Source organism: Paenibacillus montaniterrae (assembly GCF_018403185.1).
In the GTDB taxonomy this organism is placed as follows: Bacteria; Bacillota; Bacilli; order Paenibacillales; family Paenibacillaceae; genus Pristimantibacillus; species Pristimantibacillus montaniterrae.
Genome location: NZ_BOSE01000006.1, coordinates 289571 through 313747, shown reverse-complemented (window position 1 = coordinate 313747; position 24177 = coordinate 289571). Strand labels below are relative to the sequence as shown.

Annotated in this window: 32 protein-coding genes; all 32 read left to right on the top strand. The window is 42.7% G+C overall.

All coding sequences use genetic code 11. The features are described 5' to 3' along the window. Positions 1-2 precede the first annotated feature (2 nt). On the top strand, positions 3-1922 hold the full coding sequence (locus tag KJS52_RS17025) for a DNA cytosine methyltransferase (protein WP_246563682.1): 1920 nt from the start codon (positions 3-5) through the stop codon (positions 1920-1922). A 15-nt stretch (positions 1923-1937) separates the two neighbouring features. Then, on the top strand, positions 1938-2444 hold the full coding sequence (locus tag KJS52_RS17020; protein ID WP_213517470.1) for a hypothetical protein: 507 nt from the start codon (positions 1938-1940) through the stop codon (positions 2442-2444). Beyond that, positions 2441-3238 carry a DNA adenine methylase gene (locus tag KJS52_RS17015; protein ID WP_213517468.1) on the top strand — a complete coding sequence of 266 codons (798 nt, stop codon included), beginning with the start codon at positions 2441-2443 and terminating at the stop codon, positions 3236-3238. Before KJS52_RS17020 ends, KJS52_RS17015 begins: the two co-directional genes overlap by 4 nt. Before the next feature lie 11 nt (positions 3239-3249). Then, positions 3250-3555 carry a hypothetical protein gene (locus tag KJS52_RS17010; protein WP_213517466.1) on the top strand — a complete coding sequence of 102 codons (306 nt, stop codon included), beginning with the start codon at positions 3250-3252 and terminating at the stop codon, positions 3553-3555. A gap of 13 nt (positions 3556-3568) precedes the next feature. Next, positions 3569-4108, top strand: a complete 540-nt coding sequence (locus KJS52_RS17005) for a Holliday junction resolvase RecU (RefSeq protein ID WP_213517464.1) — start codon at positions 3569-3571, stop codon at positions 4106-4108. Further along, positions 4098-4526 (top strand): hypothetical protein, encoded by a 429-nt coding sequence (locus tag KJS52_RS17000; protein ID WP_213517462.1) that lies wholly within the window; start codon positions 4098-4100, stop codon positions 4524-4526. Before KJS52_RS17005 ends, KJS52_RS17000 begins: the two co-directional genes overlap by 11 nt. A gap of 3 nt (positions 4527-4529) precedes the next feature. Further along, positions 4530-4754 carry a hypothetical protein gene (locus KJS52_RS16995; protein WP_213517460.1) on the top strand — a complete coding sequence of 75 codons (225 nt, stop codon included), beginning with the start codon at positions 4530-4532 and terminating at the stop codon, positions 4752-4754. Positions 4755-4767: 13 nt separating this feature from the next. Further along, positions 4768-5538: a ParA family protein gene (locus tag KJS52_RS16990; RefSeq protein WP_213517458.1), complete on the top strand. Its 771-nt coding sequence runs from the start codon at positions 4768-4770 to the stop codon at positions 5536-5538. A 72-nt stretch (positions 5539-5610) separates the two neighbouring features. After that, positions 5611-6051 (top strand): hypothetical protein, encoded by a 441-nt coding sequence (locus KJS52_RS16985; RefSeq protein ID WP_213517456.1) that lies wholly within the window; start codon positions 5611-5613, stop codon positions 6049-6051. Beyond that, a complete protein-coding gene (locus KJS52_RS16980) occupies positions 6041-6229 on the top strand; it encodes a hypothetical protein (protein WP_213517454.1) in 189 nt (62 codons plus the stop codon). Before KJS52_RS16985 ends, KJS52_RS16980 begins: the two co-directional genes overlap by 11 nt. A 97-nt stretch (positions 6230-6326) precedes the next feature. Continuing rightward, positions 6327-6773 carry a hypothetical protein gene (locus tag KJS52_RS16975; RefSeq protein ID WP_213517452.1) on the top strand — a complete coding sequence of 149 codons (447 nt, stop codon included), beginning with the start codon at positions 6327-6329 and terminating at the stop codon, positions 6771-6773. An 84-nt stretch (positions 6774-6857) separates the two neighbouring features. Then, a complete protein-coding gene (locus tag KJS52_RS16970; protein ID WP_213517450.1) occupies positions 6858-7532 on the top strand; it encodes a hypothetical protein in 675 nt (224 codons plus the stop codon). Continuing rightward, positions 7519-8568: a ParB/RepB/Spo0J family partition protein gene (locus KJS52_RS16965; RefSeq protein ID WP_213517448.1), complete on the top strand. Its 1050-nt coding sequence runs from the start codon at positions 7519-7521 to the stop codon at positions 8566-8568. The genes KJS52_RS16970 and KJS52_RS16965 overlap by 14 nt, the downstream gene beginning before the upstream one ends. Before the next feature lie 330 nt (positions 8569-8898). Further along, positions 8899-9531 carry an ECF-type sigma factor gene (locus tag KJS52_RS16960; protein WP_213517446.1) on the top strand — a complete coding sequence of 211 codons (633 nt, stop codon included), beginning with the start codon at positions 8899-8901 and terminating at the stop codon, positions 9529-9531. A gap of 123 nt (positions 9532-9654) precedes the next feature. Next, positions 9655-9888 carry a hypothetical protein gene (locus KJS52_RS16955; protein ID WP_213517444.1) on the top strand — a complete coding sequence of 78 codons (234 nt, stop codon included), beginning with the start codon at positions 9655-9657 and terminating at the stop codon, positions 9886-9888. Between the two features lie 259 nt (positions 9889-10147). Beyond that, the gene (locus KJS52_RS16950; protein WP_213517442.1) at positions 10148-10447 is read left to right on the top strand and encodes an HNH endonuclease; all 300 of its coding nucleotides are present in this window, start codon (positions 10148-10150) and stop codon (positions 10445-10447) included. Between the two features lie 49 nt (positions 10448-10496). Then, positions 10497-10709, top strand: a complete 213-nt coding sequence (locus KJS52_RS16945; RefSeq protein ID WP_213517440.1) for a hypothetical protein — start codon at positions 10497-10499, stop codon at positions 10707-10709. Positions 10710-11009: 300 nt separating this feature from the next. Beyond that, positions 11010-11612, top strand: a complete 603-nt coding sequence (locus tag KJS52_RS16940; protein WP_213517438.1) for a hypothetical protein — start codon at positions 11010-11012, stop codon at positions 11610-11612. Then, on the top strand, positions 11602-13347 hold the full coding sequence (locus KJS52_RS16935) for a terminase large subunit (RefSeq protein WP_213517436.1): 1746 nt from the start codon (positions 11602-11604) through the stop codon (positions 13345-13347). Before KJS52_RS16940 ends, KJS52_RS16935 begins: the two co-directional genes overlap by 11 nt. A 13-nt stretch (positions 13348-13360) precedes the next feature. Then, positions 13361-14575, top strand: a complete 1215-nt coding sequence (locus KJS52_RS16930; protein WP_213517434.1) for a phage portal protein — start codon at positions 13361-13363, stop codon at positions 14573-14575. Then, positions 14553-15176, top strand: a complete 624-nt coding sequence (locus tag KJS52_RS16925; protein ID WP_213517432.1) for an HK97 family phage prohead protease — start codon at positions 14553-14555, stop codon at positions 15174-15176. The genes KJS52_RS16930 and KJS52_RS16925 overlap by 23 nt, the downstream gene beginning before the upstream one ends. A gap of 23 nt (positions 15177-15199) precedes the next feature. Further along, positions 15200-16426 carry a phage major capsid protein gene (locus KJS52_RS16920; protein WP_213517430.1) on the top strand — a complete coding sequence of 409 codons (1227 nt, stop codon included), beginning with the start codon at positions 15200-15202 and terminating at the stop codon, positions 16424-16426. Between the two features lie 42 nt (positions 16427-16468). Next, positions 16469-17059: a hypothetical protein gene (locus KJS52_RS16915; RefSeq protein ID WP_213517428.1), complete on the top strand. Its 591-nt coding sequence runs from the start codon at positions 16469-16471 to the stop codon at positions 17057-17059. 32 nt (positions 17060-17091) lie between these two features. Then, the gene (locus KJS52_RS16910) at positions 17092-17352 is read left to right on the top strand and encodes a head-tail connector protein (protein WP_213517427.1); all 261 of its coding nucleotides are present in this window, start codon (positions 17092-17094) and stop codon (positions 17350-17352) included. Between the two features lie 2 nt (positions 17353-17354). Then, positions 17355-17687, top strand: coding sequence for a phage head closure protein (locus tag KJS52_RS16905; protein ID WP_213517425.1), 333 nt, complete (start codon positions 17355-17357; stop codon positions 17685-17687). Then, entirely contained in the window at positions 17684-18094 is a 411-nt protein-coding gene (locus tag KJS52_RS16900) for an HK97 gp10 family phage protein (protein WP_213517423.1), read from the top strand. Before KJS52_RS16905 ends, KJS52_RS16900 begins: the two co-directional genes overlap by 4 nt. A 3-nt stretch (positions 18095-18097) precedes the next feature. Continuing rightward, complete coding sequence (locus KJS52_RS16895) at positions 18098-18544, top strand: phage tail terminator family protein (RefSeq protein WP_213517421.1); 447 nt, start codon at positions 18098-18100, stop codon at positions 18542-18544. Positions 18545-18548: 4 nt separating this feature from the next. Further along, positions 18549-19634 carry a phage tail sheath C-terminal domain-containing protein gene (locus tag KJS52_RS16890; protein ID WP_213517419.1) on the top strand — a complete coding sequence of 362 codons (1086 nt, stop codon included), beginning with the start codon at positions 18549-18551 and terminating at the stop codon, positions 19632-19634. 13 nt (positions 19635-19647) lie between these two features. After that, complete coding sequence (locus KJS52_RS16885; RefSeq protein ID WP_213517417.1) at positions 19648-20073, top strand: phage tail tube protein; 426 nt, start codon at positions 19648-19650, stop codon at positions 20071-20073. A 30-nt stretch (positions 20074-20103) separates the two neighbouring features. Continuing rightward, entirely contained in the window at positions 20104-20493 is a 390-nt protein-coding gene (locus KJS52_RS16880) for a hypothetical protein (protein ID WP_213517415.1), read from the top strand. Positions 20494-20708: 215 nt separating this feature from the next. Beyond that, positions 20709-23747, top strand: coding sequence for a phage tail tape measure protein (locus KJS52_RS16875; RefSeq protein ID WP_213517413.1), 3039 nt, complete (start codon positions 20709-20711; stop codon positions 23745-23747). Positions 23748-23757: 10 nt separating this feature from the next. Continuing rightward, on the top strand, positions 23758-24177 hold the full coding sequence (locus KJS52_RS16870; RefSeq protein WP_213517411.1) for a hypothetical protein: 420 nt from the start codon (positions 23758-23760) through the stop codon (positions 24175-24177).

Here is a 24177-nt window from a genome sequence, read left to right as displayed (position 1 = left end):
ATTTGTTAGCTATAGATAATGTGCAGCACAAGACAGCAGCCGTACTATTTGGCGGGATTGGCGGCGAGTCGGCAGGACTATTAAAGTCCCAAGTTGAGTACGGCGGGAAGCTTTATCGCTTCAAATTGCTCTGCTCAATCGACAGTGATCCAGTTGCTAATCATAACCATGATTTGATTACAGGGGAGCAGACAGCCGTAACAATGGATTTGTTCGAGCGCTGGCAATATGTAGCATGGCATGGACATGAGCCGCCGGAAGATTGGCGAGAAGCTACGAGCTGGGATATTTGGAAAGCGTTCAAAGAGCGAGTGCCGTGGTTTCTCTTTCTGTCGCCACCATGCAAAGGCTTGTCTGGGCTGTTGCCGCAAAAGAAATCCGAAAGCGACAAATATCAAGCCTTAAATTATCTAACGGTCAGCGGACTTAAATTATCGCTGCAAGCCTGTGTTGATTACGGCGGCGGCATACCAGCAGTCATACAAATGGAAAATGTACCGCGCATTACATCGCGCGGAAAGCCGCTGCTGAGAAAGATCGAGAAGCTGCTCAAAAGTTTCGGATACGAGGTTAGTATTCGAGCGGATCATAATTTAGGCGAAATAGGCGGTCTTGGTCAACAACGGGTACGTTTCTTGATTCTAGCACGCGATCCGAAGCAGATTCCGAATGTAATCTATTATCCAACGCCTAAGCCAATGCGCTCTATCGGTGATGTAATCGGAAATCTACCATCACCAGGCGACACAGAAGCGGGCGGGCCGCTACATCGATTACCACGCCTGCAATGGAAAACGTGGATGAGATTGGCCCTTATTCCTGCTGGCGGTGACTGGCGCGATCTCAATAAGGTCGATTGGCAGTCGCTTAGAGTCGTTCATAGCCCACGAGCTGGAGCATATGAGGTTGCCGATTGGTCTAAGCCAAGCAGAGCAGTAACAAGTACGGCAGGATTTGGTCGCAGCAATGGAGTAGCGGCGGTATCTGACCCAAGGGTAAAGATTAGCGGAGACGGTAAAACAAACTTGCTTCGTGTTCAGTCCACCGAGAATGAAGCGGGATGCGTAACAGGTGCTGCAGGAGTCAATCAAGGAGCTGCTTGCATCGCTGACCCGAAATTGACAGAGAAGCCTGGACGACATCCAGCACAGTACAGGGTAGTCGGAGCAGAAGAGGTTGCCCCATGCGTAACTGGAACAAGATTTGGGAGCGGAGCAATCGCAATATCTGACCCGCGAGTTAACACTGATTTAATGCCTGATAGCTACGGCGTACAAGATTGGGATGATACCGCTAAGACTGTCCGAGCAGCCAATCGTATCATGCAAGCTGCCGGTAGTGTATCTGACCCGCGAGTGCCAAACCGCGAGGGAAGATATACCGATCAATTCCGCATGCAGTCGGCAAATAACCCAGCTGCAACGGTCACTGGTGCAACAGATGTGCAAAACGGTGCTCAACTAATTGCCGATCCCCGCATTAAAAGCGCGCCGCGAGCTGACACAATGGGCGTGCAGGCTTGGCATAAACCAAGCAAAACAGTAATAGGCAGCGCAGACGTTCATGCATCAGCAGCAGCTATTGCTGATCCGCGCATACCAGCAGATAACGAGCAAGGAACATGGGTAATTATTGCTCAAGATGGTACTTGGCACAGACCGCTAACTACCTACGAGCTGGCAATGCTCCAAAGTTTCCCTACACATCTGCCGGACGGACGACCGTTTCAGTTGGAGGGATGCTCAGACGCAAAGGCGCGCGAATACATTGGGAATGCAGTACCATGCGGAGCAGCCGAACAGATGGGAAATGTCATTCTGGCTGCAGCAGCCGAAGCAGAAGCGGGCTTGACGTTTGAATTGAGCTGGAATCCTGTATGGGTTATGCCACAGGACGAAAGAACAATATCGATTGTGCATTAAGAAAGGAGTAATCAAATGAATCCCTACGATTACTACATTGCACCAGAGGATTACGAGCAGGCAGAAGCAATCGGAATAAGGCCAGCTTTACTCGAAGTGAGGATTAGAAGATTAGCCTGGTCGAAAGAAAAGGCGTTACGAACACCACCGCATCAAAAAAGAAGTCTAGGAAAAGACTGGATTGCCTTAGCTGAACAGAACGGAATTTGCTATAGCACATTTCGCTATCGGGTTAATAGGCTAGGTTGGAGCAAAGAAAGAGCTGCCACGCAGCCCCTTCAAGATCGAAGCGCTCAAGCGGCCAGAGCACACGAATTCAGTCGAAAGTACCCAGTCGAGTATTTAAGACTCGCTACCAAGAATGGAATATCTGAAAGGACATTTCATAGGAGGGTTAAATCAGGGTGGAGTCTCGATGAAGCGTCTACACGTAAGCCGATGACCAGCCGAGAAATTGGATTATTAACAAAAGAAAAACGAGAAAGGAATTTCCCTAAGAGGGATGGAGGCAGAAAGAAATGACTATACCACGCATTTTGCACTACCCAGGCAGCAAATGGAGCTTAGCCGATTGGATAATATCTCATATGCCGCCGCATGAAACCTATATTGAGCCATTCTTCGGGAGTGGGGCTGTTCTTTTTTCAAAAGAACGCAGCCAGCTCGAAACAATCAATGATATTGACGGTGAGATAGTCAATCTATTTCAAGTCATTCGCGAGCGTCCAGAGGAATTAGCTCACGTCATACGCTGGACGCCGCACGCAAGACAAGAATACTACGGCAGTTATTATCCAGCAGAGGACAGCTTAGAAAGAGCGCGCCGCCTGATAGTACGTTTGTGGCAAGGTCGGGGGGGGAAAACCTCGCACCGTACCGGTTGGCGCAGTCTCATTGAACTTAACGGGCCATTGCCGGGCAAAGAGTGGTTAAAGTTTCCGGAACGGATTCAAGTTGTCGCAGATCGCTTGAAAGGTGTGCAAATCGAATGCCAACCAGCAAGCCAATTGCTGCAGCGGTATGCAAAGCCTAATGTGCTTATTTACGCCGATCCACCTTATGTTCACAGCACTCGCACAACGACATCCTACCGACACGAAATGACAGATCAAGACCACATTGAGCTATTAGACTTACTTGACGCTCATCCAGGAGCGGTGCTGTTAAGTGGGTATGATAACGAGCTTTACAATAAACGGCTGGCCCACTGGTACAGAGAAACCAAGTCAGCCAAAGCAGAGGGCGGGGCATCTCGCGAGGAAGTGTTATGGATTAACCCAGCAGCCGCCGAGTGGGGGCAACTGAGATTATTTTAAGGAGGAAAGACATGGATACGGAAAGCTATGCTGGATTAACGGCAACGATGAATGAACTAATCGAAAACGCAGAGAGATTACGACCCATTCTTGAATCAAAAGGGTTGACACTGGTCGGTGTTAATAAATACTACAAAACTCATTGCGCAGCAATTGAGGAAGGTGTTATTAACGCATATAGCGTTTATGAATATAAAAACGGACACGAAATAGTTTATGAAGGCAAATTAGGATACGGATACAGAGACCCATGGGAAGGAGCATCGAATTTAGTCAAAGTTGAAGATATTGGATACGGACAGTTGGAATTATTTTAGGAGGAGCGGGAGTATGAAAAAGAATGATGAACAATTGAAAACCCAGGCGAGAAATATGATGAGCAACGCACAAGGTCACTTGTTCGAGGAACTAATCAAAACAGGGTGCGTGATCTATAGCTCTCAAGAGCGAGCTGAGATTAATAAAGTACCTGAGCCTTTCAGGGTTACAAAAAAACTGGCTAACGGTCAATTTACTGGACGCTTCACAGCAGCCGCGCAGCCAGATTTTAGCGGCACGCTTAAAGGCGGTACTGCAATTCACTTTGAAGCGAAATATACAAATACCGATCAAATAAAGCGATCAGTGCTTACGGATGAGCAAATGGAAAGCCTAGAGCATCACCGAAAGTTAGGAGCTGTTACAGGTGTATGCGTGGGCATCAAAGACAACTTTTATTTTATACCGTGGAATATCTGGCGGGATATGAAGGCGATATACGGTCGCCAATACTTGAAAACAGAAGATATTGAACAGTACAGGGTTAAATTCAACGGGGCAGTAATGTTCTTGGATTACGTTTCTGAAAGGATGGATGGACATGGGCAATGATCACAAAATTATCAAAGGCAAGATCGTTACAGGCGGCAGATCGATTGAGCAAATCCGCGAAGCCAACAAGGGACAGAACATGTCAGAGGAGGACTTCCAGAACATCCAAAAAGCCTACGATCATTTTAACGGAGTTATTGCTCTGTTCCGCTTATTGAAAATCCCTCATTCCAAGACATACTATCTAGCGGGTTGGGAACAGGCCTACGATGAGCAGATCATGCTAGGAATGTTTTACGCCGAGCAAGCAAACCCATTCCAAGACATTTACAAAGACGACCTCGATCTATTCCGAAAGGATTGGCAGGCAAGAGATTACGACACACGATGTGCCTTTGCGCTGATTGAAAAGGACATTGAAATTATTATCGAAATATCGGGCGAGCTAGACGAAGGGCAAGAACCAGAGGGAGGGTAAGACATGACCGCCCCGATCAAGCTAACTCAAGAAGATAGAAAGAAATTTCAGGAAGGCTTAAAAACGATGAAGCCGGCTGAAATACTGGAACTGATGAATTTTGTAGATAGTTGGAGCGGGTTATTCACGAACAAAGACCTTCGTTTCATGAAGTCTTGTATTGGCAAGCGCTGCGAACGCTTGTTACGGAATGCAGTTAAAAATTTCTCGTTTGATGATAAAAAATGAAAGAGGGAAAAGCATGAAAACAATCTCAGTAATCAACTTGAAAGGCGGCGTAGCAAAAACGATCAGCGCCGTAAACATCGCTCATATCTTGGCTACAGTCCATAACAAGCGTGTGCTACTTATCGACAATGACAAGCAGGGCAACGCTTCAAAAATGTTCGATGCTCACAACTATGATGCATTAAGCATTGCTGATGTTATGACAGAGCGCAATCCTGACGTAAGCCAGATCATCACTCAAACGGGATACGATAATTTACACGTTATACCAGCAAATATGAATCTATTGCGTGCAAATCTGAAAGTATTACTAGATAGCACACGCCCACAGCAGACACGCATACGATCAGCACTTAAAACCGTAGCCGACAAATACGACTACTGCATAATAGACAATGCACCTGACATTAATATATCGGTCATTAATGCGCTGGTCGCTTCTGATGATGTGCTAATCCCGATCAAAATAGACAAGTTCGCATTTGACGGCTTAGCTGAGCTGAAAGAGCAAATTGAAAACACGCAAGAGGAGCTTAATCCTGATCTCCAGCTTAGAGGTTGCTTCGTTACGAGCTACCAACGTAACGAGGTAAACAAACAAGGAGAAGAATGGCTTCATGGTCAAAAGGAGTACCCGTTGTTTAGGACGCACATCCGTAAAACGGAAAAAGTAGACGAAAGCACCTTTGCCGCCAAACCAATACTTGAATACTCTCGCCGCTGTGGAGCTGCTTACGACTACCTTGCATTAGTGGCTGAGTACCTAAGAGGGGAGGGAAATTGAAAGTGTGGGACCATCACACCGAAGAAGTACAACTGAACAGTACGATGATTAAGAAAAGGAGAGGGTAAGTCAATGGAGAAGGGCGTATTTTTTTGTAATAATTGCGGCGATGCAATCAACAAGGTATTGCCGTATAAAAAAAAGCCTACAGAGGATTGCAAGAAATGCGGATTTGACGAGTGGATCTTTGAACCGATTGTAGAAGTCGAAGGGGATGAAAAGGTAATTGAGGCTCGTGAATCTGCAAAGCAGTTACAGCAAGATTTGATCTCTGTCAATGATATGGAGCGTATGCTGATTGCGGAACACCCAATACCAGTGGGGAAGGCAATCACAGAGTACAAGAAAGCTATAAATCAACTTAATGAAGCAAACAAAAAGTTAGTCGCTGTAAAACAAGCTCTTTCTGATGGAGTGCAGCCATGCCCAGGCGGGGTAACAGGCGAACAATATCGTGCATGGCTATATTCGGTATTACCATTTTTAGAGGAGAGCGAACTAGATGAGCGATAAATGCGAAAGATGCGGAAAAAACTTTGCCAAAATGGACAATTGGGACGTTTGCGGAGTTTGCCTAGACGAGATCGAACTTGACCGGCAATACGAAGAATATGTAGAGGATTGCCAAGGTCAGGGGGAAGATCCACTGCCTTATGAGATTTGGGTAGAGATCGGGGAAGAAGATCCATGATTAAAGACTACACGCGAAAATACAAAAACTGAACTTTTCAAAAAATTCTGCTTGAGCGTAAAGCCGTAGCTGAATGGGTAATTAAAATTGCGAAAGGGTGAATCAAGTGATTGAAATTAACCATGAAAAAGGAATGATCCGCTTTGATAATGGCGAAGAAATGTTTATCGTGCCTGATAAGTTAGACATTGGCGTTGAGGAGTATTTTGACTCACGCATGCCGCAATGGGTTAAGACTCTTCTTGATCAACTAGAGCAAGCACATAAAGAAAATGAAGAGTTAAAAGCACGCTGCTCAAGCTATGAGGATGTGATCAGCGTACAAGAAAGCTGGATAGAGAATAAGCAAAAGGGATTCAGCATTAGTCATGTTAAAGCCATAGATGCAGAAAAACTGGAAACCGATTTGATGGCTTGGAAACGGACATATGAAGAGGGCGGCCTCATGAATCATTCGTATGCCATTAACGGCGTACTAAACAGATTGAATAGCGGTGACTATGAATTTACCCCCGAAGCACTAAAGCAAGTAAAGCCGCCTTGAGTTGTCAAGCGCGGTAATCCTCAATAAATTTTGCGGATTTTGAAAAGTGACCGAATCGGACACAAAAACAAAGGAGCGGGTTAGATGACAAAGCAGAGGGTTAAAAAGAAGCATTATCGGATCGTAAGGGAAGCACTGGAAGCGGGAAAAGTTGTTCCGCGCTTCCAACTCATGCGGGTATTTAAGTATTGGGATGATTTTTCTCATATGCGATACATTAAAGTGTTTCGCCCTTGGTGGTACGAACAACTAGTAACAAAAGACAGAAAGATCGATTTTAAGGAAGCACACACAAATCATTTCAACGAAACTATAGATTTATTTAAGAAAGAAACAGGGGTTGACATGATTCTATTCGGAGAAGAATTGAAACGACAAAGAAAACCAAGCAGAAACCGAAAATCAAAACCGCGCAAGGAAAAAGCGCCAGCTCCTATAAGAAAGTTGAGAAATCCTGTTCAGTTTCGAATCAAAGTAAGTCAAACAGAATATCGAACGGTAACAGGCGAGAAGGTATTTGAGCAATATGGCATACCATTTTATATATTCCACGCTGGAAAATATGAATGCTGGTGTGTTACATGCGGCGAGACAGGTTATAAAATTGCAGGATCAGAGCGCTACAAGAAAGCAATCGAACGTGCAAAAAAATCTATACAAAGTTTTGGAGAGGAAGAATACAAGAAAATTGCGCAGCGACTGGGAAACATCATGGACGAGAATCTAGTCGAGAGGAGACAAGAGCATGTCGAAGTTTAACCTCAATCAACTTTTAGGCGGTGGAAAGCCAGCAGCAAGCAAAGACGACAACAGCCAAAGCTATAAAATAACCTTTATTCCGGTGGACGAGCTAGAGCCATCAGAAGATAACTTTTATAGCGTCGAGCAGATCGAGGAGCTAAAAGCGTCCATTGCTGCATTTGGCATAAAGCAAAACCTAGTTGTCACACCATTGGACAATGGCAAATACAGAGTGATAGCAGGCCACCGCCGCCGCTTGGCTGCTTTAGCTTTAGTGGAGGAAGGAAAGAAAGAGTTTGAGAAAGTGCCTTGTATGATAGAAACAGAAAAAGACGAGCTACAGGAGCGCTTATTGCTGATTACAACCAATTCAACAGCACGTCAGCTGTCAGATTGGGAGAAGATTCAGCAGGCAAAGGAAATGAAGTCCATTCTTGAGCAAATAAAGAAGCGGGATAAGATACCAGGCAGGCTAAGAGATTTAATTGCAAGTGTGCTGGATACATCACCAACACAAATAGCCCGCATGGAATCAATCGACAAAAATCTGACTCCTGCATTTAAGGAGGAGCTTCGGGAAGGCAATGTAAACATATCGACCGCTTATGAGCTGTCAACGATGCCGCAAGAGCAACAACAGGAAGCATACGAGGAATACCAGGCTAAAGGAAGCATGAGCATTAAGGACGCAAAGCAGGCAAAGCAAGTTGCTCCAATAGTTGAAGAAGTTCCTGCAGCAAGACAGTCAGCAATAGAGCAGCCAAAACAAGAAGAGGAAGCAGACAATATAGCGGGCTGCACCGATCAAGCTGATCAAGAGAAGTACGACGTTAATCATGCTGACGTTGACCCAGCTTCTGAACAAGGAGACAAAACCGAACTTATTGTTGCTCAAAGTAAGCCCTCAAAAATCCATCACGGAAAATGGACGAGGGAAGAGGTTTGGATATATCGCAACGAGCGCGGTGACATAATGAGAGCGCAGGACGAGCATCCTATGCAGGCAATCAAGGATGCAGAACGGATTCTCAAGGCAAGCAGGGGGCTGATGTAGTGGGGGAAGTAAGATATAAAACATGTGATCGATGCAATAAAGAAATATCGGAACATCAGTTTCCGAGGTTTGTCATTAAGGTAACAAAAAAGTTCGAGTATTTTTTTTGCTTTGGATCGGGGACGGGATTGAACATAGGTTTGAACTATGCAAAAAATGCGAAAAAGATTTTGAAAAATTTTTGAAGGGAGAAGGCATATCAGATGAGCATGAGCGGTAGAAGAATGGCATATGTCGAGTACAAGCAGCCGAAGCGGGCAGTTGTACCGAAGTCAGAACGCCAACGACAAAAAGAATCACTAAAAGTATACAGAATTGCAGGTGAAGCAAATGACCGAACAGGAAGCAATCGAACAGGAAGCAATCGAGCAACTAAACAACTATAAACGTATGAAAGCTCGCTTACATGTATTGTCCAACTATTCTGTAGGAGCGGGAATCACCGTAAGCAGACTAAATGAAGATGATCATTTGCAGGAGCTACACCGAAAGTTGCGCGGGCTACCGACCTACATGTATTTATCAAAAAAAGAGCAGCAACTAGAAACGGTAGCACACGCATATTTAGGAGGTAAATACCCAGCAGGAATCAAGAGTCAACATAGGGCTATTGCTACAGTTGGGGTGGATGAGGAGGATACAAAAACATTACAAGACCTAAAATTCAAAATTGCAAGAGTCTTGGCAGCAAGAGGATACGATGAACGCAATGATATTGATAAAGTACTTGATATCATAGCGGAGATGCAAGACATTCAGATTGAATTAAAACGAATAGACAATGTTCTTGCAGCGTTGGAGCAGTACAAGCCTGATTTTGCAAAATTGCTGAAATATAAATATATTGATGGATATTCATCCACAACAGCAGCAGTAGCTTTAAACATTACAGAACGTACTTTTGTTCGCTGGCATAAGAGAGCAATAGCGGAGTATTTAGAACTGGCTGCAAATTGTCTTTAAAATGGCATGTACTTGTCTTGTTAAGGTGCTTGTAAAGCATAAATTTGACAAGTAAAATGATACCATCGAATGAATTGTAAATACGAGATTCGAAGGCCAGTTTCAAAAGGGAGGAAACGAACTATGATCTCACATTCCACCAAAGAGATAGATGAACTAATAAAAGCAGAGATTGAAAAATTCGCCCAAAAACACAACCTAATAGCGGAGGGCGAAAGTGAAGAAGATAAATATGTGTCATTAGTTAATCAAATCAAGGAATTAGGCTATAAAGTTACTTTGCAAAAAGAGGAAGATATAAGTATAGCTGACGGAAAAGCCACAATAACATATAAAGTCAAGTTCAAGTCACTCTAACGAGTGGCTTTTTCTTTGTCCTAAAACCGAACATCGATAGGAGAAAAAGATAAACTATTACAAAAAAGGAGCGTGAACGAGATGCAACTAACCAAGCAACAAAAGAGATTTTGCAAGAGCTTCGGCGCTATCCTGCTGACACTCTTTTATATAATCAACGTCCAAAGCATCCACAAAGATGCACCCAAACAATTAGCCCGCCAAAATGAACTAGAACTGAAGCACGAAGAGAAGTATTCAAGGAAAGAGTGAGTAGGATATGGCGCGTCATCCTGAGATATATGCAACAACTGAATGGCGTAAGGTTAGAAAATTTGTAATAGCAAGGGCAAATGGATTATGTGAGTCTTGCGTTAAGAGAGATATAGTCAAGCGGGGTAAGGATGTAGACCACATCATAGAGTTAACAAATGATAACAAACACGATTGGAACATTGCTTATAATCCAGATAACCTACAGTATTTATGTACTGATTGCCATAACAATAAGCATTCAAGGAGCAATGGGCTGCAAAACTTTTTAATACCACCTTCAAAAGATATTGAGGAAGAAATGTGACCGAATCGGACACGTCAGAAGTTAAAAATACGAGAGGATGATTAAAATGATGGATGAAATGTTTGCAAAATTAAAATACCTTGATGCATTAAAATCAATTGATGCATATACGACAGAGGATATGAAAGAAAAGAAAAATAGAATCAAAGCATTGTGCAATAGTATTGAGAAGGATTTGAAAATACAGTCGGAAGATCAGAACCGAGCAGTTCCACACACCAGAAAAAGAAGATGGAAAGATTCTCCTATTGTTGAACAGTGAAGGATTAAGCTCCAAGGAATTTGCTGAATTACGGGATGCGGTAGATAGATTCTTGAAGGCAACAAAGTACAGTAACACAAAGATAAGGACGAGAAGAGACCTTATATCATGGAATCAAAACGAATTAGACGGAATAGGGAGAGCAGTGTTAGTCATGGACGAAATGCATGATTGTTTTAAATCCCCCCCAGGGGCTAAATAAAATTAACATTGCTCGTAACCGCATAGGGAAGTTACAAATTTACTCGCGGGCAATTTTCGCGTGACCCCCCTACCCCCCATGAAAGGACGGTGACAATCTTGAAAACGAGCGAATTTGAAAATCTTCAAAAAAATGGAAACATCGAAGAAAATGACGAAGAATTTGAGAAAAGAATGAAACTTTCAGAAGAGGAAATAGCAAGAAGAGATGCAGCCGCGCAAATCCTCATTGAACAAGAAAAACACCGGTTACGGATGGTGGAAATGGAGGCCGAGCGGGAAGCAAAGCGGAAACAGGAAGAAGAAGAAAAGAAACAAGCTGATAAAGAAAAAAAAGATAGGAGACGAAAGTTAAACAAAGAAGAGAATCGTCTGCGCGAAAGCTATAAGGAGCTGCCAGAAGATTTAATGCGTGTGGCAGATGGATTAATCCAACGTGCGGCATTCATGCGTATAACACTTGAAGAATATGAACGCGATCTGGAAGAAAACGGACATGTCGAGTTGTTCAGTCAATCACCAACAACTAAACCTTACGAGCGGCAGCGTCCAGTAGCTCAATTGTACAATACCATGAATGCCAATTATCAAAAGATAATTAAGCAACTTGCGGAGTTGGTTCCGCCTACCCCGCCGCCGCTAAAAGAACCGCCTAAAAAAGATGAGTTTGAACAAATCTTGGAGCGGGGAAATGGGAAATAGCATCCCAACATATATTGCGGATTGGCATGATTACGTAAAGCGGGAACCAAAAAAGCATAGTAAAGATATTAAAAAGCTAAAGAAACTAATAGAAAAGCTGCTCAAAAGTAAGAAGGTATGGTACGACCCAGTTGATGTTGAAGCATTCATGGATTTTTGTAGACTCGTTAAGCATCGAGAAGGGCGATGGGCAGGACAACCATTAGAATTATCGATTGAGCAAAAATATATAGCAGCATGTATATTTGGATTTAAGATGATGGACGAGGAAATCGGGGTAGTTGTGCGCTACTTTAGGGAACTCGTCCTTTTTGTAGCGCGAAAATGGGGGAAATCGACGTTTATTTCAGCCATTGCAGACTTTTTGCTAATGGCTGACAACGAGCCAGCAGCACAAGTATGGTGTTTGGCCACAATGAAAACGCAAGCGGCGATTGTTTATGAGAATGCTAAAGCATTCCTGCAATCAAGCAAAGTATTAACGCCGCAAGATAACCCAAAGAAGCATTGGAAAACGAAGCGGGATAAAGATAACACAGAAATGTTGCTTTTTCCGCGAACAAACAGCTTCATGAAAGCTGGCTCAAAAAACAGCGAGAACCAAGATGGTTTAAACCCACATGCTTATATTATCGATGAGCTGCACGCGATTAAAAATCGTAACACCTATGACGTATTTTCTTCTGCTCAAGGTGCAAGAACACAACCGCTAGGCGTTATTATTTCGACATTCGGTTTCGTGCGTGAGGGAATCTTTGATTCAATTCTCAAGCGCTGTATGGATGTGCTGGACGGGAAGAGTAAAGAGCGCATTTTCCCGATGATATTCAGAATTGATGACGGTGATGATCCTGCTGATCCGTCATGCTGGATTAAAGCAAATCCAGGCATTCCCGAAGGCCGTCCAACCATGAGCTACTTGAAGGGAGAATATCAAAAAGCGCTGCAAGATCCTGCGCAGCTTCCTTCATTCCTAGCTAAGCATCTTAACCGTGCTGCAGGAACGAGTATTACGTATTTTGATTTGGCAAAGGTTGATAGATGTTCAACCGACATGAATTTATCTTTAATCCAAGATCGTTATGCCGTTGGCGGTGTGGATTTGGCAGAGACAACAGACCTATGTTGCGCGACTGCTATCGTTCCGTTAGACGGGAAATTACACGTATTTCAAAAATACTTTATTGCACGTCAAAGGATTGAGCAAAACAGTAAGGCTGATAAAATGGCATATGAGAGTTTTGTAAAAACGGCTGCCAAAGACCCGTTAAACAAAGAATTGCTGCATATATGCGATGGCGCAATGGTAAAAAAATCGGATGTAACAGCATGGTTTCTTGAACTAGCAACAACCTATCAAGTTACATTCTGGAAAATTGGTTATGACCGTTGGCATGGTGGTGATTGGGTGGATGACATGGAAATGAACGGGTTTCCGAAAGAAGATCAAAACGAGCGCGGCGTGACGTTTCCAATTGCTACAGGTGCAAAATCATTAAGCACGCCAATGAAAGAAACGCGTGTGCTGTTTGAGGATAAAATTATTCAGTTTAGCAGGCATAATGGTTTATTCCGCTGGTGTGTGACAAACACCGCAGCAAAGATCGATGCTAATAACGGTATACAGCCTGACAAGTCTAAAAGCAGAGCACGTATTGACGGGTATATGTCTTTCTTACTGGCTTATATCGCTTATAAAAAGGTAATCGATCTATTCGAAGAGTATCAAAGTTAGGAGGTGTAACTAATTGGGAGTATGGCAAAGAATCGCAAATGTGTTTCGACCACCTAAACAAGAAGAAACCATTACAGCAGCGCAGATCATTGATCTATTACGTAGAGGCATACCCTTGCTGAGTTTCGGGCGCAATTTGTACGATACGCCAGAAGTAAGAACAGCAATCAATTTTATTGCTGAAAAAGTAGGAAGTGTGCCGTTCTATCACGCCAAAGCAGATGATGAAGGAAATGTACAAACTATGAAAAGCAGCGTTCAGTACGTACTTGCGAAGCGGGCTAATCCTCTACAAACGCCGCAAGTATTTTGGACACTTATGGTTTCGCGGTTGCTAATTGCCAACAACGCATATGCTTTCCCTGATTGGGATGATAACGGGAATTTGCGTGCCATCTATCCGCTTCCATTTTCACAACACGAATTTCAACAAGACGAAGATGGGAACATAGTCATTTATTTCCCTGAAGCGGGAGCGAAAGGTCTTTTCTATTACGAGGATATTATACATTTTCAGAGGTTTCCAACGTTAACGGGTGGAGCACCAAATCAAGCGACTAGGGGATACATGGAAATCGTCAATACATTACAATCCCAAGCCGTTAACGACTCCAAGAACAGCCAACGGATCGCAGCCTTATTGATTAATAAATCACAATTAAAGGGCAGTGATATGAAAAAGAAGTTGGAGGAGTTTAAAGAGTTATTTTTAACATCCGAAAACACAACTGGATTTGGAATGGTCGGGCCAGAATACGAAGTACACAATTTGGATTTGAAAATGCAGCCGCTAAATAAAGAAGTGCTGAACGAGGTAGTGGACTATCTATATACCTATTTTGGTGGCAGTAGAGACATTTTTACGCATAGCGCAACTGAAATTCAAATCGAACAATTCATTAGCAATACAATTATGCCAATAGTATTTCAAATCGAAGAAGAGATGACTTACAAAATATTTACTCGAACTGAAATGAATCACCATAATAAAGTGCTAGCTGAATTGATCGATTTGGAAATTAGTACACTATCCGCCAGGACAGCTTTTTTTAAAGAAATGATGTTTGCATCAGTAATGACGAGGAATGAAGTCCGTAAGCGGATTGGACTACCTAAAGGGCCAAAAATGCTGGATGAGTACATGGAAAGCAAAAACTTTCAAACACTGAAACCAGGCGTATATTCCGTGGAAGGAGGTGAAGAGGATGACGAGCAAGGAGAAAAATAAGCAATCGCCGCTCTCATCTCAATCAAAGAGAAGAGTGCAGTACGATGTAAGCAGGGCACGGTTTCGTGCAGTTGCTGAGGAACTAGATGGCGTGACCATTCGGAAAATCCGAGGTTACGCCATTTTATTTGACGTTCTTGGCACACCTTGGCGGGGAAGTGTTTGGAAAGAGAAAGTAAGCAAAACAGCTCTTGATGGTGTGGATTTATCTTCTGTGCCTGTGCTATGGGATCATAACACAGCTTGGGTGCTAGGACGAGCAGGCAAAAATGCACGCTTAGAGATTGATGAAGTAGGACTATTCGTAGAAGTAACGCTAGGTAATACTTGGCTTGATGATTATGTATTCGACAGAGTAACCCGCGAATTAGTTGATGGAATGAGCTTCTACTTTGATTCAAAAGCTACCATCGCCACAGACTGGGAGAACAAAATTGACATTATTGCACAAATTAATGAGATTTACGAGGTTAGTGTTTTGGCATTCCCAGCCTATGAAGAAACGGTGGTAATAGCCGAGGAACAGGAACAAGAGCAAGTAAACATAGACGATGATGAAGCGAAAAAAGCAGCACTGATTAATTTAATTGAGCAGCTATAAGCTGCAAGGGGAGGATTTATATTATGGCACTTACACAAAAAGAAGCAGCGGAACTAAAGCGAAAAAAGTCTGAATTAGAGCAAAAGCGACTGAACTTGAAGGAAAGCGTAAAAAATCATCGTGGGGTTTCGGTGGAAGAACTGAACCAGAGAGCCGACGAACTACGGTCAATCTCTGAGGAAATCGACGAAATCAATGAACAATTAAAGGATGCGCCAGAAGATAACAAGCGAGGGCTGTTCAGCGGGCGCAACGGAGAATTAACGGAAGATAATTATCGCAGCTCCACTAAGTACCGCGATGCTTTCTATCGTTCGTATTTGAACGGTCAAGTTAGCGAGTCAGATGCAGAAATCATGTCATATGGCAAACGGGCCATTACCGAAATGAACGGCGGCAGCGTGACAAGCGGATCGGAATATCTAGTTCCACAAACAACATTGGATAAAGTGTATTCAGTCATTAAGCAATACGGAAAATTATATTCTGCTATTACAAAGTATGGATTCACAGGCGATGTTGCGTTACCTATTGGTACAGCTGGAGCACCTACTGAAAATCCTAACGGTACAGTAACTTTAAATTTTAGTTTCACAGAAGTTAAAATTTCGCAGCAGGCAGTCGTTGCGACGATCATTGTTAAAAACTTGTTACTTAAAAACAGTATTCTAGCGTTCGAGCAATATCTAGCTGGAGAAATTGGTAAGTATATTGGTTTACAGTTGGAAAACAATGTACTCAACAGCGTAATTGGTCCTGATTCTAACTTTCAAGGTATTCTGACGGACCTTAAAGCAACACCTTCAGCTGTCCAAACCTATTCGCAAATGGATTGGCAGCAAATCGGTATGATCTTGGCGGCAGTAGATAGCCCTTATGGTGATAACGGAACATGGGTGATGAGTCGCTCAACATTCTTCACTAAGTTTTTCTCGCTTACAGATGCTGCAGGCAAGCCGCTAGTGACAACAACACCAGTACAAGGCGGCCCTGGTGCTTCCGTATATCTAATTGCTGGCTTGCCAGTTATCTTCACTTCTCAAATACCGCCATCTGATGAGGGCGGTATTTTATTTGGGGATTTATCAACGTATATCGTCAATGAATCCGAAGCTTTTACATTGGAAGCAAATACATCTGAAAAATTCTCAGAAGATAAAACAGTATGGCGTGGTAAGGTATACAGCGGTGGTAAGCCCTTGTTTGCCAAAGAAACATTTACCTACTGGACTTTCCAAGACGAAGGATAAGAGGGGCGAATGCCCTTCCTATCCTCTTAGGAGGTATAAATAATGAGTAAGTATTCACCGCATTTTGAAAACTATGTGCGTACCGATGTTAGAGGTAAGACGGTTGAACGAATGTATCCTGTAAGAATAAGCATAACCGGGGAAAAAGCAACCGCTCAAAATCTTAATGGCGTGCTAGCTGCTACTGCACTAAAAAAAGAAGCACAGGTAATCAGCGAGGGAATAACAAGCCCTGCAGCACCAAGAAGCTTGCGCGTTACAGGTAACGCTCCTGAAATTAAAGGGGATGTTATCATTCATGGGACGAACTACAACGATGATGCCATTTCGGAGACAATTACCTTAAATGGAAATACAGCGGTAGAATCCGCAAAAGCGTTTAAGAAGGTGATGAAAATCGAGCTGCCAGCAGAGGTAAATGAAAATACCGATACTGTTAGTATTGGATGGGGAAATAAGCTAGGCTTACCGTACAAATTACGTCATAACACAGTGTTAAAAGCATATAGGAACGATGTGCTAGAAGGAACAGCGCCAACAGTCACTACTAATACAACCGCATTGGAACATAACACGATAACACTTAGTAGTGCATTAAACGGCACAAATATTGATGTGTACTTGTTAGTGTAGCGCTTAGAGTATGCCAAAAGGGGGAATCTGAGTTGGCAGTAACTTTACAACACGTAAAAGATTATCTCCGAATTGATACAGACGATGAGGATGAAATGCTAGAAATCATGCTAGCAGCAGCCAAGGAGTCACTTGAGCAAGCTGGTGTACCTGAATCAGAAAAGGCACTATACAAGGTCGCTGTTTTCTTGCATGTATCCATGCATTACGAAAACAGAAATCCCGAAAAGAAAATGGATGGTTATGATCAAGTATTCATCAACATCATACCGAAGCTTAAGGACGGTCTTTAAGTATGGATGCAGGAAAATTAAAGCATAAAGTTGAGGTTTGGGGGAAGAAAGGCGGCAGCACAAATTCTTTAGGAAAAAATACAAAAGAAGATAAAAAAATTAAAGATTTGTGGTGCGATTTTATACCTCAAACAAACAGTATGCAAAATAGACCCGCCGAAACGATACTTGTAAGGTGCACGCACAAAGTAGTTTGTCGTTTTAATTCAGCGAAAATGATCAAAAACGACATGTATTTAAAGTACAGGGGTAGACGCTTTGATGTTAAATATGTATCTGATCCGTACATGAGCAACACCCGAATGGATATTTGGGTTGAGGAAGTGATTGAATGAGCGATTTTGACTTGCGCGAGCTGGATGATTTTGCAAAAGATATGCTTGAATTTGCCGAGAGAACTGTTCCGAGGGAAACGCGCAGATTCTTAATGCGTGAAGGCAATAAGCTAAAAAACTTAACAATTAAGCGCGCTAAACTGGAAGTGAAACAGTATACAGGAAACTACATTAAAGGTATCAAGCGCGGGAAAGTCTATATCTTTGCCGGAGATCAATCCATACGAGTATACAATTCTGCTCCACATGCTCATTTAATTGAGGATGGGCACAGAATCATAAGGAATGGCAAAGAAGTAGGGTTTGCAAGAGGAAAGAAAGTATTTCAGCAGACCGAAAAAGAATTTGAAGCACAATACGTCAAAGATGCTGAGCAGTTTATTGATGAACTGCTTGAGGAGATGTAAGACATGATCACTTTATCGCAAGTCATGCAGGCGATTTGTCACAAGCTTACACATCTAATGCCAGAAGTACCAATACAAAGCAATGACATAGAGGAAGGGTTTGATCGACCTTCCCTTTTTGTTGAATTTGTTGACGTGAAAACGGCAACTAGCATTGGTAATCAGCGCGAACGTAACATTGAGGTCACAATTTTTTATTTTCCGAGTGATCGATATGAATATGAAATTGAATTACTCGAAAAACAAGAAACATTAGAAGAAGCTTTCCGAAATCCATTTGTGATAACGGAAAGCTTCTATGTTTTTCCCGATGAGGTAGACAGTATTGTAACGGATGGCGTGCTGCAGACTAGCTTTTCGATTTATCTGCTTGAGCGAGCTGATCAAGATAGCGGAGCGGGCAGCGAAATGATGGAGCACCTAAAAGTGAAAGTGAGAAAAGAGGGATAACACAATGACAATTGGATTGCCAACGATTGAGATTGTATTTAAAAAGCTGGCAGCATCGATTATTGCACGTAGCCAGCGCGGGATTGTAGCGCTGATTGTAAAGGATGATACGCAAGGAGATACATCCGCTACTGTGGCTGAATATAAAAGCGTTACTTCAATCAGCAGCGGCTTGTATACGCCCGAAAACACACAGTACATCAAAGATGTATTGATTGGCGGGGCAGCAAAGGTGATTGTGGCCTGTGTGCCGACAGTAAGCGACTCTGTGATAGCCGATGCGATTGCAGTGATTGGCAGTCGAAAATATAACTGGATCGGGTTAGCAGAGGGGAATGAAGGAGAGCAGATTGAACTAGCTGCTTACGTAAAGGAGCAAGAAACCGCTGGTAAGTCAATTAAGGCTATTGTTCATAAGATTACTTCACCAGATTCTATGCATATCGTTAACTACACGAATGAAGCTGTTACGTACAGCGATGGCAGAACAGTAACAGGTGAAAAATTTGTAGCGCGGTTGCTTGGTACATTAGCAGGGCTGCCGCTAACAAGATCCAGCACTTATATTGCATTTGACGATTTAAGCAGCGTTGTAGAGCCAGCAGATGTAAATGCTGCAATTAACAACGGTGAATTTGTCCTGTTTAATGATGAGGAAACGGTACGCATTGGGCGAGGTATTAATAGTCTCAAAACATTTACCGCAACCATAAGCGAGGATTTTAGAAAAATCCTAATTGTAGAAACCCTCGATCAAATCAAAGAGGACATTGCTTCAGCGTTTAAGGATTCGTACATTGGTCGATACAAAAACACTTATGACAATCAAATTTTGCTTATTAGCGCGATCAACGGCTATTTTGCAACACTTGCTGCTGATGGTGTACTGGATTCATCTTTTACAAACATCGCCGACGTTGATGTTGATACACAGCGAAATGCTTGGCTCGCTGCTGGCAAAACACAGGCCGAGGATTGGGATGATCAAACCGTCAAAAATAATCCGTTCGGCAGCCATGTATTTCTAGCTGGCTATATAAAATGCCCTGATGCGATGGAAGATTTTAAATTTGGCGTAGAGCTGCAATAGGAGGGTAAGGACTATGGCATTAGATAAAACAAATGGAGTAATCAGCGGTAATGATTGTTTTGTGTGGCTTAATGGAGAGCTTCTTGAAGATATTAAGAGTTTTGAATGGAAGGTATCTCTTGATTTTGCAGATGTCAATTACCTGGGCGACCACCGAACGTACAAAAAATTTCAAGGCTATACAGGTGAAGGCACTCTTACCTTTAATAAAGTACAGTCGCGCGGTATTAAATTGCTTCGGGATGCCATTAAATCAGGCATCATGCCAGATGTAGTTATTACCACAAAAATGGGCAATAAGGCGACAGGGAAGGCTGAGAGGGCTGTTATCACAGGTATCACATTCAGCGAGTTTGGTGCTAATAGTGAAGCAAAATCAATTGCAGAGGAATCTATTCCATTCTCATTTGCTGATATCGATTTTCCGGAAGTAATGTAATTCATTTTATATAAAAGGAGAAGTTGAATCATGACAAACAAAACTAATAAAAACACTAAGCTAACACTTGCAGCATTGCTGCAAAAGAAAGCCGCAAAGGAAACGCAAGAGGTAAAATCAAAAGAGGTATATGTTCAATCTCTTGAAGCAGAGATTGTGCTGCAGTCGGTAAAACGTAATATCCTCTACAAGATAAGTGATACAAACGGCGACTCAACAGCTGAAAAAATGTATGCAAATTCACTTGCTGTCTACCATGGAGTTCCTTTGTTCCAGCATCCCGACTTTATAGGTGATGGTGATCCTGTAGATGCTGTCAATGAAGTATTAGAGCCGTGGGAAATTAGTGAGCTGGCAGTTGAAATCATGGAGCTTTCTGGATTCGCGAAGCCTGATCTTACTGAAGATGTAAAAAACTAATAGCGCATGACGCTGAGCTGCAATTGATTGAGTATTTTTTGCTCAGAGGTCATGATCATGCGCGATTGGTGAATTTGAGTGAAACAGAAAAGTCGTTCTATTTTGCATGCATGGTAAGAGAGCATGAACGCGAAGCAGAGCGTTATAAAGCAATGTTTGGAGGGGGCAAATAAATGCCCTCTCTTTTTTGCGTGATGTGAGGGGGAGAAAACAAAGTGGCACGATCGAAGTCAATAAATACAATCCTCAACCTCAAAGACAACTTTAGTAGTAAGTTCAAAAAAACTGCAAACCTAACCAAAGATCAATCCAAGCAAATGAAGAAGCTCGATCATCATATGAGCAACTTCAAAAAATCTGCTTCAAACAGCTTTACATCTGTTGCTAAAAAGGCTGGAGTTGCAGCGGCAGCATTTATAGGTGTACAGCAAGCCGCTAGCAAGATCAGTGAGGGGATTCAGTTTGTTAAGGATTATCAATCCTCACTTACTAATTTGCAAGCCGCTACGGGTGCTACAGCCGCTGAGACAGCGGAAATGAAAGAGCAGATAACCGATCTTTACAAGCAGAACATGGGCGAATCCTGGAATGATTTAGCCACTGCTATGACTACCGCTAAGCAAGTGACAGGACAAGTAGGGGAAGAGTTAAAGCAAACAACGGCTATGGCTGTTACTTATCGTGATGTTTTTGGCGAGGATGTTACACAATCCGTCAAGGCCGCTGATACGATGATGAAAAACTTCGGCATTACATCCGAGCAATCATTCAATTTGTTATCTCAAGGCGCGCAAAAAGGATTGAATAAGTCGGACGAGCTGCTGGATACCGCGAATGAGTACAGCGTTTATTATAAAACGTTAGGCTATAGCGCAAATGAAATGTTTGATCAGTTTGCAGCGGGGCTAGAGACAGGGGCATTTAATCTTGATAAGGTCGGGGATGCAGTAAAAGAGTTTGGGATTCGTATTAAAGACGATAGCAAGCTTACGAATGAAGCCCTTGCGCAGCTATTTGCGCCGGATGACATAGTGGAGTGGACTGATGCTCTCACCAAAGGCGGTGTAAAGTCAGCGGAGTATATGGAGTTGACCAAAAAAGTAGGAGCAGAAACTGCTACACAAATGGTCAAAAACTTGCAAAAAGGCGGTAAGTCGGCAAACGATACCTTTACAACGCTGCAATCCATTATGGGTGATGGGCAAAACATATTAGATGATCTAGCGAGCGGCGCTATACAAGGCAAGGACGCCATGCAGATGGTCATTGATAAATTAAGTAACATCAAAGACCCAATCGAAAAGAGCACAATAGGCGTAGCTCTATTTGGCACGCAGTTTGAGGATATGGAAGCCGATGTAATAGCTGCACTTGGAACAGCTCGCAATCAATTCGATATGACAAAAGATACGATGGGCGAGATAAACAAGATCAAATATAACGATGCAACACAAGCTTTCCAAGGAATCGGAAGGCTTGTTGAAACTAACGTACTCATTCCTATTGCTGATAGGGTGTTGCCAAAGCTATCCGAGTTTGGCGAATGGTTTAAAAATCAAGGGCCAGCGATAGAATCCGCTATAGATAAGGCTTTTACTCAAGGCGCTAAAGTTTTAGATGGCTTTGGTAAAGCGATTAGTTGGGCAAAAGACAATGCTGGTTGGTTAGTACCGGTTGTCGTAGGCTTAACATCTGCAATCGCAGCTCAAAAGGTGATAGGTACGATCAGCAAATTGTATAAGGCTTGGACAGCTGCAACCAAAGTCATGACCGTTGCGCAGATTGCTTTAAATATCGCTACAAAAGCTTCCCCATTTGGTTGGGTTGCGACAATCATCGGCCTAGTTGTCGCTGCAGGCGTAGCCCTTTGGCAAAACTGGGATGTAGTAAAAGAAAAGGCAGCGGCTCTTTGGGATGGCATAAAGAATGCTTGGGGTGGAATCAAGGATTGGGTATCAAACATATTTGGTGGCATTAGAGATAAAGTATCAGGCGCTTTTAATGACATGAAAGAATCCGTCATGGAGAAGGTTAAAGGCGTTGAGGACTGGCTTAATTCATTCCCACTAGGCCAGTCAATCGTAAAGGGGTTTAAGGAATCGGTAGAAAATGCGAAGGAAATCTTTGGCGGCATAACCCAATTTTTTAAGTCAGTTTTTAAAGGCGATTGGAAGGGAGCATGGGAAGGGCTGACTCAAATTTCTGATGCGACAATCGGGAAATTAAAAGACAAAGTGAAAGCTCCTATAGATGCAATTGCTGGTTTTTTTAAATCCATTCCCGAAAAAGCAGGCGAAGCCTTCGACAATTTAAAAGAATCCGTAATGAACAAAGTGCAAGCAATAGAGGATTGGTTAAATTCGTTTCCGTTAGGCCAGTCAATCGTAAAGGGATTTAAAGAGTCGGTCGAGAATGCCAAAAATATATTTGGTGGAATCACCAAATTCATTAAATCTGTATTTAAAGGCGATTGGAAGGGAGCATGGAGCGGAATAACTCAAATATTCGATGCGACGCTAGGGAAGTTAAAAGACAAAGCTAAAGCCCCAATCGATGCCGTTATCGGATTTTTCAAGTCGATCCCTACCAAAGCGGGCGAAGCCATAGACAAATTAAAATCGTCCATCACGGAAAAGATAACCAATATCAAAAACTGGTTAAGCTCGTTTCCGTTCGGGCAAGGGCTATTATCTTCCGTAGAAGATATGTATAAAAGCATGAAAGATATATTCGGAAACATTGTAAACTTCGTAAAATCAGTCTTTAAGGGTGACTGGAAAGGTGCATGGGATAGCATTGTGCAGGCATTTAGCAGCACATTTAGTATGATCAAGACTTATGCTAAAGCACCGTTGAATGGGGTTATTGATCTAGTCAATATCGTGATCGACAAGATCAATGGGTTCAGTATTCCAATCCCTGAATTTGCTCAAGAGTTTATTGGATCGGATAAATTTGGATTTAATATTCCTCGCATACCTAACTTCGGACTTGGTACACCATACTTTACTGGCGGCTTGGCACGTATCAATGAGCGCAACGGCGGCGAGATTTTAAACCTACCGAACGGAACACAAGTCATTCCTTCGGATAAATCGCAGCAACTTATTGACAACAGCAAGGGCGAAACAAATATAAACATTATTATTCAAGGGAATGTGATAGGGGACGAGGAGTATGTCAACCGTATCATGACAGCGGCTGCCGCTAAACTAAAATTGGCATTAGGTAATGCGGCAATAGGTAACGTATAGGAGGGATAGGATGGACATTGTACTGGCATATAACAATTTCGCGGAATCATTAGTGCTGCCTATCCTTCCAGCAGAGCTTATGATTCCGATAAACGTTCGCATGAACGAGGAATATGAGCTGTTTAGCAGCGCGAACGGAGTAGGCAAGCTTAATATCGCTGGCAATCGCGATCTCAAAGTTGCAACACTCACATCATTTTTCCCGACCAAAGATTATGCATTTGCAAAATCTAAAGAAAAAGGATGGGCATGTGTCAACAAGATTAATAAGTGGGCCAATAGTAAAAATCCGATACGCTTAATCATTACCGCCGATAACATAGAAATGCTGAACATGGCCTGCTTGGTTGAGTCGTTTGAATATGGGGTTGATCGAGCTGGCGATATACCATACACACTAACTCTTAAAGAGTTTGTGTTTTTGAGGTGA